Here is a 16158-nt window from a genome sequence, read left to right as displayed (position 1 = left end):
AAAAGAGATCATTCCATTGGGGGCGATCTATTCAGCCCCACGACACCTCTCTTAACAACTCGAGGCCATCAGCGCGATGACGCCGAAAAAATGGATTGACTGAGTGGGGATCATTCGCTGTACACTTGTACCGGCACTCGTCGCTAATCCCTAAACCAATGGGAGGTGAGAGTATGGCAATGAAGAAGGAAGTCAAAGTCAAGGTGCGCACCAAGAAGAGCTCCATGAAGAAAAGCCTGCCTGCGATGGGCACCGACTGCTTCGATAGTTGCAAGGGACAGTGCACAAGGGGCACTCCCTGCAGTAGCGGCTAAATCATGGCATCCCTGCCGCCGGCGCGCTCAGGCGGTCCATTGTGTTGGGCCGTCCGGGTCGGAGAGAGCCTCCTGCGCCGGGCGGTTCGGGAAGGCGCCGGGCTGTGTTGGCCCATTCGCGACCGCAGGGATCAAATCCGGCTCCGACGCCCGTGGGACGTTTACTCAGGTTCCGCGGGCGTCGGTCTTTTTCTGGGGTTGTTGGGCAGGGCGACCGGCGAGCGCAGGTTCCAGGAAGCGGGGGAGCGCGCGCTGAAGCGCTCATTGTCTCGTGGGCTCAAGGCCGGGGAACCGCAGGGGCTGGCGGGGCTGTCCGGCATCGGGCAGGCGCTTCTCATCCTGGGTCTGGCGGACCAAGCCCGCGCCATCGGGGACCGAGTGGCTCCGCTTCGGGACGGGGAGGTCTGCGACCTGCTGTATGGAAGCGCCGGAATCGGGACCTTCCTGTTGTCCCTGCACCGACGGACCGGGAAGCGCCGGTACCTTCGCGCCGCGCTCCTTCGCGGGGATGCCCTGTTGCAAGCCGGGCCGCCCTGGCCGCTCAACGGTTCCCACTACACGGGCTATAGCCACGGCGCGGCCGGCATCGGGGAATTCTTTCTACGCCTTTACGCGGAAAGCGGCGATGAACGCTTCCTGAACGGGGCTCGGGTGTGTCTTCGGCTGGTAACCCGCCATTCGGTCCGCCGCGGCGCAAGACTCGACACCATCTATAAACCGGATGACCCGCGTGTGATCCGCCACTGGTGCCATGGCTCCCCCGGGATACTCCTCTTCGAGATGGCCGGGGCCGAGATCCTCAAGAGTCACTCCTGGCTCAAACGGGCCCGCCAGCGCGCCTTCGCCACGCTGGATTCCGTCCGCAACAGCCGGCTCGCGCCCTTATGCTACTGCCATGGCTTGGCCGGAAACCTGGACATGCTTCTGGAATTCGGATGGCGGGACAAGGCGCTGAGCCTGGCCCAAGATAAGATCCTGCCCAGAGCCTTGCCGGACAGGGCCGGGCTCTCGTTTCCCTGGCAGGCAGGGTCCTGGCCGGCACCAGGGTTTTTCCTCGGCGATGCCGGCATCGGTTTTTTCTTCCTTCGACTGGCTCGCCCCGAGACACCGTTGTTCTACAGGCTTGTGTGAACAGACGCACTGCGGCCATGGTCCTATCTTCGGTGCGCAGGGCCCTGGAGCGGGGGGACCTGGCCGCGGGCCGTCTGTTGCCGCCGATCGTCGAGCGCCGGCGCGGCAGCAGCGCCATCCTCGGCTATCCGGGCGGTCGCCTCGGTCGGCCGGTGGTGGAGAACGCCTTCCTGCTTCCCGCGGCAGCCCCTTGGCGCGAGGCGTTTTCCCGTCTGGAGGAGTTCGCATCCCGGCATGGGGAATGGTATAGGCTGCTCCGGCCTGAAAATGGCCGTGTGCATGGAGTCTGCCTGCGCGCCGTGTATGGAGTATCGGTCCTGGGCCATGAGGCGCGGTCAGGCCCTGTGGCCCGGTTGCTTGTGCGCAAACACCTGCGGGCGCTGGACCTCCTGCTGAGGCGGCTTAAGACGGACCTCGGGGGCCCGGCCCGGGTCCGTGATATCGAGGTCCTGCCCGGAGACCCTCACCGTGAGGGCCAGCACACGGTGCGCGTTGTCCTGCGGGACGGTCCGGCATTCGTGTACAAGGCTCGGTCTGTGGAGGCCGAGGGGCTCCTCTTTGGCAAGGGTGGCGATTCCCTGGCCGAACTGGCCAATCAATTCCTGGCCCGAGAGGGGCGGCCGGAACGTCTGCCCCTGCTCGATGTCCGCCGCGGCTCGGGGCGATTTGGGCGGCACTACGGATACATCGGCTGGGTGGACGCCGCTCCCCACCTTCGACCCATGCGGCGCGGGCCGTTTCAGGTCCGGGCGATCCGCGTCACAGGGCCCGCGGCGCGCAGACTCTGGCGGGACGCCGGTCTTCTGGCCGCGTTCGCTCACTGGGCCGGGATTGCAGACCTGCACCAGGATAACCTGGTGGTCGGCCTCGGCCATGACGGGGTCTTACGCTACCATCCGGTGGATGCGGAATTCTTCGGGGTCGAGCTCGATGATCTGGAGTCCACCTTGTTGCTCCGCGCTTCAATCAGACAGGGCGCGCAGAGTCACCTCCACGCGGGCTTCGAATACGAGTGCCAGCCCTGCGGCCGCGAAGCCGATCAGTGGGGTTTCTATCTCGTCCGTGGGTCCTGGCGCCTGCAGAGGATTCAGCGCGGCGTCCCGGAGGTCTATGCCTCCCTGGTCTTCGACGGCCGGAACCGGATCGGATATCGCCCGTATCTCGCGGACTTCTTGTCCGGCCTGCTGTCCGGCTGCGACCTCATCTCGCGGCACCATGATGCCTTCCGGGCATTGCTTCGCCGCGGCTCGCGGAACTGCTACCTACGCCATATCGTCCGTGCCACGCGCGTCTATTGGGACGAGCTGCGGCCGAGGCTCGCGGGCCCGGCACGCCCCGGGGGCAGGCCCAGGCTGCGGCCTTCCGAGGTGAGGCAGTTGGAACATCTGGATATACCCTATTTCGTCCGCCGGGGCCTCAGCCGGGCCGTGTACTACTACGACCCTTACCCCCGCCGCCTGCGCAGGGCCGGCCCCCTGCCAGTCATCGCGCGTGCGACAGCCGGACTCAGGCCGCTGCGGCCCGAGCATTTCCCGCTCCTGCTCCAAGACGCGCTGGACCATGTGCTGCCGGCCAGGGCTCCGGTCCAGGTCGAGGCAGACGGGCTCAGCCTGCGGCGAAGGCGGGGTTCGCACAAGACCCATTTCGAAGGGAAGGTTCGCGACGGCGTGTGGAGCGTCCGTCTGGACAGCCGGCGAGGAGTGGCCGGAGTGACAGTCTATCCCCTGGGCGAAGCCGAGCGGCGCGAACACCAGGCGGTAGGCTGCAAGCCGGGCCGCGCCATTGCGCGCGAACAGAAGAACCGGTGAGGGTGCGTTGTCAGTGGCGGGAATAGAGCGGAACCAGCGAGGCCCTGCAAGCGGTGGGGTTCAGCAGTTGCGCAGGGGTGGACGGGGCGTCGGCCCTGCGAAGAGCGTATGGCCGATGGCCGAAAGATAAGAGCCTATGGCTGATGGCATATGGCAAATGGCTGAAAGAGAAGAGCTTATAGCTGATAGCGTATGGCCAGAGGTTCGGAACAGAACGAATCGGGGAGCGGGGGCGGTCCGATCCTCCGCCCTCGTCGGGCCGTCAGGACTTAACGAACGTAATTCCTGCCCCGGTGCTTCTCTAGCAATATTCTTTGTTTATAAAAGCAAGGCCTTGGCCTCTTTCACGTAAGGCTCTTTGCAGTAAACCCGATAGGTGATTTCTAGCTCGGGCAGGTAGTGAGCTACGGAAGAAACGTCCTTAAGCTCGTGGACCATATAATGCCCGAGAGAGGGATGTTTCTTTAGTACCTTCAAATAGTAGTTTGGCTTGTGTAGTTTAGGCCCTTTGTTTGGGAATACATCTTCGGTGAAACGAATTCCTTTTGCTTGGAGACGTCCCTGAAAATCCCTCCACCGCGTTTCTGCTTCTTTTGCCGTTGATGGGGATGGAGCATTAGTACTGCCACGGTCCTCATAGGCGCGTTTAAAGAGCTTACGCTCCGTAAACAGTTTGTGTGCGATTTCTTTCACCTTTCCTGCGCCGTGATCAGCTGTTTCCTGCTGCAGCAGATCTACAAATTTATGGTCATTGAACCCAGCGAAAGTCGCCAGTAGTGCATCTAGAGAATGGCATCCATCATACCAAGACCACTTTGCACTAACGAGGCGGCCGCGAATCTTTTCAAGCATGGCGTTACATGCTCTGTTTGTCTTGTGGCAATAGATTTGACCATGCATTTGATAACGTGAAAGTAGCAGATCTTCCAATGCGCCCAAGCCGCTATTTCGTACGGCTAGGTGAAGTTCCCCGGTGTCTGAAAGGGCGTAGGTGCACATGGACTTTAGAATTCTATCAGGATCATACAAGCCGTAGTTGACGCCGCACATACGTGAGTCTCTTAAGAGGTAATCCATCCTGTCTGCGTCAAGATCACTCGATATAATCTCGTGCAGCAAGGAGTGCGTTTTATAGGTAGTGGCTTGAAAGTAGTCAGAGGGCGGTATTCGATCATCTATAATTGCGCAAATGTCCAGGATCATCCGTTCTGTGGAAATGCCATGGTGCCTAAGGGTTGGATCAATATCAGAGAGAACTTTGGCGGCAACTATGCATGACATTATTTCGTGAGAGATTGATGTGGTCGATTTTGTTTCAAGGCTGAGCCGTGCGTGGATATGTTTGTATCCAGGTATGTCTGTCCAGCGAAGTACCTCTTCGACAGAAGGGAAGAATCTGTCAAAGAGGTGGCTAAGTGGGCCATGCCCAATATCATGAAATAGTGCTGACGCCAGAAGTGCGACCTTAAAATAGTGGTCGCTTCTTAACTGCTGTATCGATTGCTTGATTAGGGGATCATCTAAACGAAAAGGATCTTGATAAGTTTTGCGAGAGTTGCCAGCTTCGAGGATTTTATCTTGGTTCCTAATAATGTGCTCAAATAGTTTTCCCGACAGGCTCATTACTCCTAGGCTATGGTCAAACCTTGTGTGGTTTGCTGATGGAAAAACTAGGTATAGGAGGGAGTTTTGCCTAAGGCCGTGAAGGCGCTGAAACAGCGGGTGGTCAATTATTGCTTTTTCAATAGGACCAAAAGTTATTCCACCATGTATGGGGTCTTGTATCGTCCAGCCAAAGAATTCGTAATTTGGAAGAATCATCTAAAGCTCCACTCTTGCAATGGTGGGAATAGGGGTATGTCTCTCAGCGGTTGACCGCTAGGGTAGGCCTTTCTATTAAATCAAGCAAGGTAGGTCCTAAGCGATTTCTCTTGGCAGTGGTTGTGCTTCTGGCCAAAGCAAAGCCTGAAGAAGGGGCGGGGTTGTCAGAGGTGTGTGTCTCAAGAAAAGACTCCCGTCCCCTTGCCTCTCTCATTTTTGTCATTCAAACAATCGGAGAGGAAATGCGCTAGGATCTGAAACGATGAATTCGCGGACAATTTCCTGTGACCACACCTCCTCAACCTTGCCCCCTGAGATATCCCGAACAAGGTTATTAACGCTAACAAAACGACCACTGAGTGAGTTGCCTCGGCGTTCGAAAAACTCTGCGTTACTTAATGCAACAGCCACATCGTCAGTATCGGCTCTCCACTCATAGACAATGGCCGCGTGCTTGGACGTGCGCTCGCCTTTTCTCACATATACGCTCCCCAGGAGCTTCAGTTTGTCTGGTTCAATGCTCAAGCACAATTCTTCCTGAATTTCTCGCACGGCGCATCTGAGAATCGCTTCTTTGCTAGTACCATCCTCGCTGCGAACATGGCCTCCAGCCCATATTACTAATTTCTCGTGGAGCGGATTGGTGTAGCTTGCTTCTCGCCTTCGAAGTTGCAGTATGTCGCCTGTCCGATTTCGTACGATCACCACGGGAATGGCCTGCACTAAATTGGCATCCTTCTCGACCTCTTCGCGCGGTTGGAAGCGCCCAAACTCCTGAAAGCATTTGAGCACTTTGGATGTCTCTAGAGTTTTGAGGCACACTTTACGGCTAAAGGCTGACGCAATCTTTACTTTAGGGATGCAAAGAATATCTTCACGCAATTGTTCTTCAATAACGTCAAGTGCGATATCGGCGACGTGTTCTGCAGTCGCTTGTGCGTTATCACGCAACTTCTTTGAAGATGTGTCGATGATATTAATGCGAAACTCGCTCTGCAGGCGCTTGGCCATATCTCGGGTAGTTTTTAGCACCTGGTCTAGCACTTCCGGGTTCATGATAGACCCCGCAGCACCTGTGACAGGCAGATACCCTCTCTCGCGCATGAGCGAATCTTTTGGAGAAGCTACCATCACGAAGACTGCGGAGATCTTTTTTTTCCATTCATCAAGACGCAAGAAACTATTTATTGCACGCAGGTCCTCACGACGGAGTCGAGAGAGCCTCACCATCATAGTGAGCCAACAGAGAGAGTCGAAAAGACCTCGATCAAGAATAAGAACATCAGGATCATCGGGACGTGGTGGGCTCTGTGTATTTTCAAGAAGTTTGGAGAGGGTAGTGCACGTAGTCCAGATATTGAAGTTCGCGTGCTTTTTATCGCGGATCGGGCAAACAGAGGCCCTCTCGACAACAACAGACACTCGGAAGCCACATCTTTTTAGGAACGCTTGAATTTGGCCTAGGGTTGTCGTCTTGCCGGCCTTAGGTACGCCTGCAAATTCGAGCACTACGGGTTTACGCCCAGTTTCCTTGAATCTTTTTGCAAGGCTTTGTGCGCGAAGTTGGCGGTCAGATTTCATGGAGGATACCTAAATTAGAAATCGAGAGCAGGCTACTTCTTATTAGGAACTGTGTCAACGCGAAATGGCTGCAACCAGCACAATCACCTCAAGCGGCGGCCTTTTTCTACTAAAAGTGGATAAGTAGAAGATAATCGGTTGTATACGATTATCCGCGTGGAGCGAAGCGGCTCGGGCGTTCCGTTCGTGCGAGGCGCCGGAGGGAACGCCCGCCCTTTCTTTCTTTTTCTGGCGCTGGGGGTGGAAGGGATGAGCCGCGAGGGCTTGCCGATAGCGGGAACGAGACATTGGAAGCGGTAGAGGTGCCCTGCGCCGTTCTTATAATCCGATAAGGCGCAGGGCCAACGGTAGGGCTTCAGTAGCAAGAGGGCATCAACGCATTATCGGATCGCCCGAGGGGCTCGCCCTTCGTCACCCGCTTCTCTCTTAGCTCATTATCCGGCAGCGGCGTTCTAGCCACCGACGTTCGCTAATCCTTATGGAGTGCATGTGAAGTTCCTGCCGGGAAAAGGTTGCGACCCGCAAATTAAAAGGGCCGCTGAGCTTGTGACTCAGCGGCCCTTCAAGTTTCGACAGGCTCGATTAGCTGTTTACGTGCCCATCTCCCAACTGGCCAGGTACTTCTCTTGCTCTTTGGTCAGCTTATCCACGTTGATGCCCATGCCCACCAGCTTCAGCCTTGCGATTTCTTTATCGATGACCGCCGGCACCGGATACACCTGCTTCTCCAGCATCTTGTGGTTCTTCACGATGTACTCCGCGCCCAGCGCCTGGTTCGCGAAGCTCATGTCCATCACGCTCGACGGGTGGCCTTCCGCCAGCGCCAGATTCACCAGCCGTCCTTCGCCCAGCAGGCTCACGCGCCGGCCGTTCCTGAGCGTGAACTGCTCGACCCCCGGCCGGACCATCAGCCGCTTCTTGCTCATCCGTTCCAGCGCCGGGATGTCCAGCTCCACGTTGAAGTGGCCCGAGTTGCTCACGATGGCCCCGTCCTTCATGGCCGCGAAATGCTCCCCGCGGATGACCTTCAGGTTGCCGGTGACGGTGACGAAGAAGTCGCCGATCTTGGCCGCGTCGCTCATCGGCATGACCCGGAACCCATCCATGACCGCTTCCAGGGCCTTGACCGAATCCACTTCGGTCACGACCACGTCCGCGCCCAGGCCCTTGGCCCGCATCGCCACGCCGCGCCCGCACCAGCCGTAGCCGGCCACGACGAAGACCGAGCCACAGACCAGACGGTTCGTCCCGCGGATGATGCCGTCGATGGTGGACTGGCCCGTGCCGTAGCGGTTGTCGAAGAGGTGCTTGGTCTCGGCGTCGTTCACCGAGATGACCGGGAACTTGAGGACTTTGCGGTTGGCCATGGAGCGGAGGCGGATGACGCCGGTGGTGGTCTCCTCCGTGCCGCCGATGACGTACTTGAGCAGGTCCTTGCGCTTGCTGTGGATGAGCGAGACCACGTCGGCCCCGTCGTCCATCGTGACCTGCGGCCGGTGCTCGACGGCGGACTCGATGTGCTTGTAGTAGGTCTTGTTGTCCTCGCCCTTGATCGCGAAGGTCGGGACGCCCTCGTGCTTGACCAGCGCCGCCGCCACGTCGTCCTGCGTGCTGAGCGGATTGGAGGCGCAGAGGCGCACGTCCGCGCCGCCGGCCTTGAGCGTGATGGCCAGGTTGGCCGTCTCCGTCGTCACGTGCAGGCAGGCGGTGACCCGCATGCCCTTGAGCGGCTTTTCCTTCTGGAACCGCTTCTTGATCAGCCGGAGCACGGGCATGGTGGCCTCGGCCCATTCGATCTTGAGTTTACCCTGGTCCGCCAGGTTGATGTCTTTCACGTCGTAATCCACGTTTCCTCCTGTTGCGAAGAGCTGATGGCTAATGGCTTATAGCAAGAGCTGAAGCCGGTGACGTCGAGTTGGTCTCAGCAAAAGGGGGACGGATTGGAGAACCCGTCCCCCTCAGGCGATTGCGCGGTATGCGCGCGGTCGGTAGTCGGCTTAGAGGCCCGCTTCCTTCCGCAGGATCCTGGCCTTGTCGGTCTTCTCCCAGGTGAAGCCCGGTTCGTTCCGGCCGAAGTGGCCGTAGGCCGCCGTCTGTCTGTAGATGGGCCGCCGCAGCTTCAGGTGCTCGATGATACCGCGCGGCGTCATCGGGAAGTGCCGGCGCACCAGCTTGTCGATGAGGTCCAGGGACACTTTCTCCGTGTCCTTGCCGTGGATCAGGATGGACACGGGATCGGCCACGCCGATCGCATAGGCCAGCTGCACTTCGCACTTGTCGGCCAGCCCCGCCGCCACGATGTTCTTGGCGATGTACCGGGCCATGTAGGAGGCCGACCGGTCCACCTTGCTCGGGTCCTTGCCGGAAAACGCCCCGCCTCCGTGGCTGCCCACGCCGCCGTAGGTGTCCACGATGATCTTGCGGCCGGTGAGCCCCGTGTCGCCCATGGGGCCGCCGGTCACGAAACGGCCGGTCGGGTTGATGTAGAACTTCACGCTGACCGGATCGAAGATCCGCTTGGGCATGACCGGCTTGATGACTTTTTCGATGACGTCCCGCTCGATCTGCTTGCTGGTGACGTCCGGGCTGTGCTGGGTGGAGACGACGATCGTGTCGATCCGAACCGGCTTGCCGTCCCGGTACTCGATGGTGACCTGCGATTTGCCGTCCGGCCGGACCCAGGGAAGGATGTTCTTCTTCCGCACTTCCGCCAGGCGGCGGGTGAGCTTGTGGGCCAGGACGATGGGCATGGGCATCAGCTCGGTCGTCTCGTTGGAGGCGTAGCCGAACATGAGGCCCTGGTCGCCGGCGCCGCCCGTGTCCACGCCCATGGCGATGTCGCCGGACTGCTGGTGGATCGAGGTCAGCACCGAGCAGGTGTGGTAGTCGAATCCCCACGTGGCGTCCGTGTAGCCGACGTCCTTGATGACGTCCCGGATGATGTCCGGGATCTCGACGTAGGCCTTGGTGGAGATTTCGCCGGCCACGAAGGCGATGCCGGTGGTCAGGATCGTCTCGCAGGCGACCCGGCAATGCTTGTCCTTCGCAATGATGGCATCCAGGATGCCGTCGGAAATCTGATCGGCGATCTTGTCCGGATGGCCTTCCGTGACCGATTCGGACGTGAACAAATAGTTGTGTCGGCTCATTCGCTCCCTCGTGCTGTGGTGATATGGATGTGCTCGCGAACTACTGTGACGGGCTCGGGGCCACGCGCAGCAGGCTGCGGGCAGGGGCAATGGTCACGAATCCCTCGGCTCGAAGCCATGATTTGTAACTCAGAAGCTCAACAATGTCAATGAGAAAGGCGTGCGGGCCGGCAGCGGCGGCCGGTCGGGACGCGCCGGTCGCTTGCTTGACAGGCTTCGAAAGCGGCTTGTAAGATAGCCTGCCTTTCGCGGGCTTGGCGCAAAGTTCGGGAGTTTTCCTGAGTCTTCGGGAGGCAGAGGCCGTCCCGCCAGCGTCCCTCCGGTGCCTGGAAATCCGTGCGGTTTCGTGCCGATTGAGCATGCGCCCACAGCCCGAGTGATGGTACAATCATCTTCACGCCCGTGACGCAGCCGCGATAGCCATCGAGGGATTCATGAACGGGGATCAACCCGTCGTCGTTGAGGGGCCCGCCCGCAAGTCCAGCCCTGGTCTGGGGTGGAACGAGTTGTCGGCAGAGCTGGTCGAGCTGTTCGCCTCGATCAAGCTGGCGATGTTCCTGTTCCTGGTGCTGGCCATGATGGCCACCATCGGTACGGTCATCCAGCAGAACGAGCGGCCCGAGGTCTATATCAAGGAATACGGGGAGGAAGCCTACCGCTGGTTTCTGCGCCTGGGCTTTACGGACGTCTATCATACCTGGTGGTTCACCGGCCTCCTCGGTCTGCTCTGCATCAATTCCCTGACCTGTTTCCACAAGCGCTTTCCCGCCGTCTGGCGGTCCATGCAGCAGGACAAGGTGAACGTGGCCCTGCCCTTCATCAAGGGGATGAAGCACCAGGCCGAGATTCCCGTCGCCGGCTCCAAGGAAGGGGTCGCCGAAGGGATCGTGCAGATGTTGGCGGAGAAGGGCTACCGCGTCCTGGCAAAGAACGACGCGAACGAGGCGACGCTCTACGGCACGAAGGGGGTCATGGGGCGCGTGGGCGCGCACATGGCGCACCTGAGCGCGACTGTGATCGTGCTGGGCGGCCTGATCGGCAGCTATTGGGGGTTCCAGGAGTTCGGCGTCTGTCTGGAAGGGCAGACCTATCACATCCCCAAAGGGAACTTCGACCTGAAGGTGGACAAGTTTTGGATCGACTACCATCCGAACGGTTCGGTCAAGTCCTACAACAGCACGCTGACGGTGCTGGAGGGGGGCAAGGAGCAACTTACCAAGACCATCTCGGTCAACGATCCCCTGGTCTACAAGGGCATCTGGTTCTACCAGTCCAGCTACGGCGACGCCTGGGACCGGGTGGAGGTGGCGCGCCTGAACATCAAGGACAAGGACACGGACAAGGTCGTCGGCACCGTGGACTTGGAATGGAACAAAGAAAAGCGCGTGGACAATCTGGGGCTGAAGCTGGCGGTGACGGATTTCGTGGCGGACTTCGGGTTTAATTCGTCCGAGAAGAAGGTCTTCTCCAAAACCGTCGAACATGCGAATCCGGCGATCAAGTTGGCCATCACCGAACAGCCCACTCCGAAGGCCGTCACCGTCCAGGCCACGCCCTGGATCTTCTACAACTACCCGGACCTGTTCGACATCAAGGACAGCAAGTACCGGTTCGAGCTGGTGGGATATCAACCGAAGAAGTTCACGGGCCTGCAGATCACCAAGGACCCGGGCGTGAACATCGTCTGGATCGGCTCGACGATGATCGTCGTCGGCATCACCCTCTCCTCTTTCATCTACCACCGGCGGCTCTGGGCGAAGGTGATTCCCCGCGAGGGAGGGGTGACGGTCCACATCGGCGGCAGCACCCACAAGAGCCAGATCGATTTTCAGAAGGAGTTCAAGAAGCTGACGGAGAAGATCAAGACGATACAGAGCTGATAGCTCATGGCTGATAGCCGATAGCCTGAGGAGGATATATGTTGCGGTCGCTCTTTTTATTCGACATGACGTTCTGGCTCTACCTGGCGGCCCTGGGGCTCTACGTGGGCTATGTGCTCGCCAAGCGTCCCGCGATGCAACTGGCGCCGGCCGGCCATCCCGGCTTCGGGTCGGAAGAGAACCCCTGGGCCACGCAGATCGGCCAGGTCGCCACGATCGTGACGATCTTCGGTTGGGTGGTGAACACGCTGGCGCTCGGCACCCGCGCCTACGAGCGGATGCAGCTGTCCGGCACCTTCGCCCCCTGGTCCAACCAGTTCGAGGCCATGGCCTATGTGTCCTGGGCGATCATCCTGGGCTACGTGCTGCTGGAGTTTCGGTACCGGATCAAGGCGATCGGCGCCTTCGTGGTCGGGATCGGGTTTATCGCGATGGGCGCCGCCTCGCTGCTGCCCTACCGCTACCAGACGGCCGAGCCGCTGGTGCCGGCGCTGAACAGCTACTGGATCTACATCCACGTGTCGGTCACGCTCACCAGCTACGCCGCCTTCGCCATGGCGGGCGGCTTGGGGCTCATGTATCTGGTAAAGGAGCGGGCCGAGCGGCGCGGCAGCCGGTCGAACTTCGTGGCGGCGCTGCCGGACTTGGAGACCATCGACGAGTTGGGCTACAAGGCCATCATGGTCGGGTTCCCGCTGCTGGCCTTCGGCATCATTTTGGGCGCCATGTGGGCGAACTACGCCTGGGGCGGGTACTGGAGCTGGGACCCGAAGGAGACCTGGTCGCTGATCGTCTGGCTGATCTACGGCGCCTACATCCATGCGCGGATGACGCACGGCTGGGAGGGGCATCGCGCCGCCGTCTATGCCGTGTTCGGCTTCCTGATGGTGATCTTTTGTTTCTGGGGCGTGAATTTTCTCTTGTCGGGATTGCACGCCTACGCGTAACGGAAGCAGAGCTGATAGCGTATCGCTGATAGCTTATGGCCAGATCAGAAAATCGGCGGACAGAGTGGATGGCTGGTTCCTGCCATCAGCCATCGGCTATATGCTCTTGAGTACAATCCATGGCTGAAGAATCACTGACTAATCAGGCAACACAGGCGCAACCGAGGACGGCGTCGCGCCTGCTCATCGGCGTGGCGGCCATCGCCATCCTGGTGCTGGCCTTCGGTGTCGTCTGGATGCAGAGCGCCAAGTACGAGCCGCTGACGGTGGGGAAGGTGGCGCCGGACTTCGAGCTGCCCGGGCTGGACGAGAAGCCGGTCCGTTTGTCGGACTATCGCGGGAAGGTGGTCTTTTTGAATTTCTGGGCCACCTGGTGCAAGCCCTGCCGAGAAGAAATGCCCTCCATGGAAGTCCTCTATAAGAACTTCGAGAAGGACGGCCTGGTCATCCTGGCGGTGAGCATCGACCGGGTCACGACGAAGAAAGACATCCCGCCGTTCGTGAAGGGTATGAACCTGACGTTCCCGGTGCTGGTGGATTCCTGGGGGCAGACCGACAAGCGCTACAAGCTCATGGGGGTGCCGGAAACCTATATCATCGACCAAGAGGGGGTGCTCAGGGAAAAAGTCATCGGCCCCAGGGACTGGACGGTGCTGGACAACCTCAAGGTGCTCACCGGCCTGCTGAAGGCCGGGGCAAAGACCGCAGCGGCCGGTGTTCCGGCGACCTGACGTCATGCGGAGCTCCAGGATCAACTCGATGGCAGGGGCGCTCCTCGGGCTCGCCGTGGCGATGGCCGCAGCCGGCCAATGCGAGGCAACGCCGGGCCCGGCGACTGGCGCGGAGCCGGTTCAGGAGCGGAGCGGCGTGCGTGTCGGGGCGCCGGCGCCCAATTTCCAGCTCTACGACCTGCGCGGCCGTCTCGTGACCCTGTCGGACTATCGCGGGCGCGTGGTGTTGCTCAATTTCTGGGCGACCTGGTGCGGTCCCTGTCGGGTGGAGATGCCGGCGATGGAGGATCTCTACCGGGAATTCAAACGGCGGGATTTCGAGATCCTGGCCGTGTCCACCGATCAGCAGGGCGCGGCGGTGACCAGGCCGTTCAGCGAGGAGATGGGCCTGACGTTCCCGATCCTGCACGATTCGGATTTTCGCGTCGGGGTCGCGTACGGGGCGCGGACCCTGCCGATGACGTTTCTCGTGGACCGCCGGGGCGTCATCACGCATCGGATTTTCGGGGCGCGGGACTGGCAAAGCCCCGAAGGGCGGCAGCTGATCCAGAAGTTGGTGGCGGCACCCTGAACCTTGCGGATGTGACACATGGGCGAGTCCATTCAACACATCTCTCTCCTCGCGGCCTTTTCGGCTGGGCTCCTGTCGTTTGTCTCTCCTTGCGTGTTGCCGCTCGTCCCCTCATACATCTCCTACATCACCGGCCTGTCTCTCGACCAGCTTTCGGATGCGGCCGAACGGCAGCGGTTCCGGAAGGCGATCGTGGTCAACTCGCTCCTCTTCATCGCCGGCTTCTCCGGTGTGTTCATTGCGTTCGGGGCCTCGGCGACGCTGATCGGCCAGGCGCTGATCACGTACCAGGAGCACATCCGGAAACTCGGCGGGATCCTGATCGTGATCTTCGGCCTCTACCTGCTGGGCGTGCTGAATCTGAGCTTCCTGCAGGTCGAGAAACGGATCCATTTCAAGAGCCGCCCGGCCGGGTACCTGGGCTCGTTTCTGATCGGAGTGGCCTTTGCCGCCGGCTGGACGCCTTGCGTGGGGCCGGTGCTGGGAACGATCCTGCTCTACGCCAGCACGACCGATGCCTTGACCGACGGCGTGACGTTGCTCACGGCCTATTCGCTCGGCCTGGGGCTGCCGCTGTTTGCGACGGCCCTGGGGGTGGACCGGTTCCTGGGCTACTTCAAACAAGTCCGGGCCTATCTTTGGGGCGTGTCCCTCGTCAGCGGGGCGTTTCTGGTGGTGGTGGGCGTGATGATCTATGCGAACTCGCTGACGTTGATCACGAGTTTTTTGGAACGGTATGGAATCGGCTGGTATCTGGGACAATAGCAGGGCGCTGAAAATGGAAAGATGGGGCGGTCAGGCTAATCCCCCGTGCTCGCGCATCGCGCACTTCAGAAAGTGCTCGCTGGACGCGCGCAGTGTAGGGGATCAGCCTGGCCGCCTTGTGGGGAAAGAGTGGCCTGCGGCCTCGCAACGGGAGGGAGCGCGTCTTGGCGCGCGTGGGGCGGGCGGGTGCAAAGAAGGCCATTTTGATCGCCCTGTTGGAGCTGAAGATTATGCCCACCTTGCCTGACAGCAAACCCTACGACGTGCTGATCGTCGGCATGGGACCGGCCGGCGCCACGGCCGCCTATGAGCTCAGCCGTGCGGGCATGGCCGTGCTCGGACTGGACAAGCAGTCGCACCCGCGGTACAAAGTCTGCGGCGGCGGGCTTTCCTCCCGGATCGACAAGATTCTGGACGAGGAGTACAAGTCGGTCGTCGAGCACACGGTCTACGGAGTCCAGTTCACCTACCGGGGCGAAGAACCCTTCCTGATCCAGTCTCCCACGCCCATCGCCTTCATGGTCATGCGCGACCGGTTCGATCACTTGCTGCTCGAGAAGGCGCGCCGCGCCGGGACCGAAATTCACGAAGGGGAGCAGGCGCTGCAATTCCTCCAGCTGCCGGACGGGGTGGAAGTCATCACGGATCGGGGGCGGTACAAGACCAAGGTGTTGATCGGCGCGGACGGCGCGAACAGCGTCGTGGCGCAGCGGTTGTTTCCGGACCGCCGTTTGAGCCGGATGCCGACGCTCGAGAGCGAGATGGGCATCGGGCGGCAGCCAGTCTACCCGGGGGAAGGCAAGGTGCTCATCGACCTCGGCGCGACGGCGCAAGGCTATGCCTGGATTTTTCCGAAGAAGGAGCGGCTGTCCATCGGCGTGGCCGAATTCAAGGGCCGGCCCGCGAGCCCCAGGGGCGTGTTCGACCGGTTCATCCGCGACGAAAAGGCCTTATCCCATATGGCCGTACCCAAGCCTCACGGGCATCCCCTGCCCCTGTTCAGCGTCAGCGGTGCGTCGGTGCCGGACGGGCTCGTCCGGCATCGGGCCTTGTTGGTGGGAGATGCGGGGCACCTGGTGGATCCCCTGTTCGGGGAGGGCATCTACTACGCGGTCCGCTCAGGCCAGCTTGCGGCGGCCAGCGTGCTGGGCACGTTCCATGATTCCCGGCGGAGTTTGCTGGACTACGAAACGGACGTGATACGGGAAATCTACGCCGAGCTTCGCGTGGCCTCGCGGGTGGCGCGGATCGTCTACACCTTTCCGCGCCTGTGCCACCAGCTCATGCATCGCTATCAGGAAGTGATCAATCTGTACTACGAAGTCCTGCAGGGGCGAGAAAGCTACCAGACCTTCTTCAAAAAGGCCAAGGGCGTGGTCAAGGCCTCCTTCCGGGAACTCCTCCGCGAAACGCTCTCGCTGCACTAAGCATCTGTCGGCTGTCAGCCTTCGGCGATCAGC

The 16158-nt window shown here is 60.3% G+C and carries 12 protein-coding genes; 8 read left to right on the top strand and 4 right to left on the bottom strand.

Features of this window, described 5'->3' with window-relative positions:
- The first annotated feature begins 317 nt into the window (after window positions 1–317).
- Both EPO61_05595 and EPO61_05590 read left to right on the top strand, forming a co-directional pair.
- Window positions 318–1445, top strand: coding sequence for a hypothetical protein (locus EPO61_05595; GenBank protein ID TAJ09532.1), 1128 nt, complete (start codon window positions 318–320; stop codon window positions 1443–1445).
- On the top strand, window positions 1442–3253 hold the full coding sequence (locus tag EPO61_05590; GenBank protein TAJ09531.1) for a DUF4135 domain-containing protein: 1812 nt from the start codon (window positions 1442–1444) through the stop codon (window positions 3251–3253). The genes EPO61_05595 and EPO61_05590 overlap by 4 nt, the downstream gene beginning before the upstream one ends.
- A gap of 318 nt (window positions 3254–3571) precedes the next feature.
- Here EPO61_05590 and EPO61_05585 read toward each other — a convergent pair whose 3' ends face one another.
- The 4 genes from EPO61_05585 to EPO61_05570 all read right to left on the bottom strand — a co-directional run bounded on the left by EPO61_05585 (window position 3572) and on the right by EPO61_05570 (window position 9804).
- A complete protein-coding gene (locus EPO61_05585; GenBank protein TAJ09530.1) occupies window positions 3572–5074 on the bottom strand; it encodes an HD domain-containing protein in 1503 nt (500 codons plus the stop codon).
- A gap of 219 nt (window positions 5075–5293) precedes the next feature.
- The gene (locus EPO61_05580) at window positions 5294–6655 is read right to left on the bottom strand and encodes an NUDIX domain-containing protein (GenBank protein TAJ09529.1); all 1362 of its coding nucleotides are present in this window, start codon (window positions 6653–6655) and stop codon (window positions 5294–5296) included.
- A gap of 590 nt (window positions 6656–7245) precedes the next feature.
- Entirely contained in the window at window positions 7246–8502 is a 1257-nt protein-coding gene (locus tag EPO61_05575; protein TAJ09528.1) for an adenosylhomocysteinase, read from the bottom strand.
- Window positions 8503–8652: 150 nt separating this feature from the next.
- Entirely contained in the window at window positions 8653–9804 is a 1152-nt protein-coding gene (locus EPO61_05570; GenBank protein TAJ09527.1) for a methionine adenosyltransferase, read from the bottom strand.
- Between the two features lie 434 nt (window positions 9805–10238).
- Here EPO61_05570 and EPO61_05565 point away from each other — a divergent pair, with 434 nt between their 5' ends.
- The 6 genes from EPO61_05565 (at window position 10239) to EPO61_05540 (ending at window position 16125) form a co-directional block, all read left to right on the top strand.
- Window positions 10239–11684: a cytochrome c biogenesis protein ResB gene (locus EPO61_05565; protein TAJ09526.1), complete on the top strand. Its 1446-nt coding sequence runs from the start codon at window positions 10239–10241 to the stop codon at window positions 11682–11684.
- Window positions 11685–11722: 38 nt separating this feature from the next.
- Window positions 11723–12631 carry a c-type cytochrome biogenesis protein CcsB gene (gene ccsB / locus EPO61_05560; protein ID TAJ09525.1) on the top strand — a complete coding sequence of 303 codons (909 nt, stop codon included), beginning with the start codon at window positions 11723–11725 and terminating at the stop codon, window positions 12629–12631.
- A 236-nt stretch (window positions 12632–12867) separates the two neighbouring features.
- Window positions 12868–13362 carry a TlpA family protein disulfide reductase gene (locus tag EPO61_05555; protein ID TAJ09686.1) on the top strand — a complete coding sequence of 165 codons (495 nt, stop codon included), beginning with the start codon at window positions 12868–12870 and terminating at the stop codon, window positions 13360–13362.
- Between the two features lie 28 nt (window positions 13363–13390).
- Entirely contained in the window at window positions 13391–13933 is a 543-nt protein-coding gene (locus EPO61_05550) for a TlpA family protein disulfide reductase (protein ID TAJ09524.1), read from the top strand.
- An 18-nt stretch (window positions 13934–13951) separates the two neighbouring features.
- Window positions 13952–14698 (top strand): cytochrome c biogenesis protein CcdA, encoded by a 747-nt coding sequence (locus EPO61_05545; protein TAJ09523.1) that lies wholly within the window; start codon window positions 13952–13954, stop codon window positions 14696–14698.
- Window positions 14699–14862: 164 nt separating this feature from the next.
- The gene (locus tag EPO61_05540) at window positions 14863–16125 is read left to right on the top strand and encodes a geranylgeranyl reductase family protein (GenBank protein ID TAJ09522.1); all 1263 of its coding nucleotides are present in this window, start codon (window positions 14863–14865) and stop codon (window positions 16123–16125) included.
- The last annotated feature ends 33 nt before the right edge of the window (window positions 16126–16158 follow it).

Source organism: Nitrospirota bacterium (genome assembly GCA_004296885.1).
Taxonomy (GTDB): Bacteria; Nitrospirota; Nitrospiria; order Nitrospirales; family Nitrospiraceae; genus SYGV01.
Note: the sequence above shows the minus strand (reverse complement) of the source record. Positions and strands in the feature narration are given on the sequence as shown.

Bases quoted from the DNA above. Each gene is read 5' to 3' on its own strand.
- EPO61_05595 (TAJ09532.1), top strand. From the start codon at position 318: ATGGCATCCCTGCCGCCGGCGCGCTCAGGCGGTCCATTGTGTTGGGCC.
- EPO61_05585 (TAJ09530.1), bottom strand. From the start codon at position 5,074: ATGATTCTTCCAAATTACGAATTCTTTGGCTGGACGATACAAGACCCC.
- EPO61_05580 (TAJ09529.1), bottom strand. From the start codon at position 6,655: ATGAAATCTGACCGCCAACTTCGCGCACAAAGCCTTGCAAAAAGATTC.
- EPO61_05570 (TAJ09527.1), bottom strand. From the start codon at position 9,804: ATGAGCCGACACAACTATTTGTTCACGTCCGAATCGGTCACGGAAGGC.
- EPO61_05565 (TAJ09526.1), top strand. From the start codon at position 10,239: ATGAACGGGGATCAACCCGTCGTCGTTGAGGGGCCCGCCCGCAAGTCC.
- ccsB (TAJ09525.1), top strand. From the start codon at position 11,723: ATGTTGCGGTCGCTCTTTTTATTCGACATGACGTTCTGGCTCTACCTG.
- EPO61_05555 (TAJ09686.1), top strand. From the start codon at position 12,868: ATGCAGAGCGCCAAGTACGAGCCGCTGACGGTGGGGAAGGTGGCGCCG.
- EPO61_05550 (TAJ09524.1), top strand. From the start codon at position 13,391: ATGGCAGGGGCGCTCCTCGGGCTCGCCGTGGCGATGGCCGCAGCCGGC.
- EPO61_05545 (TAJ09523.1), top strand. From the start codon at position 13,952: ATGGGCGAGTCCATTCAACACATCTCTCTCCTCGCGGCCTTTTCGGCT.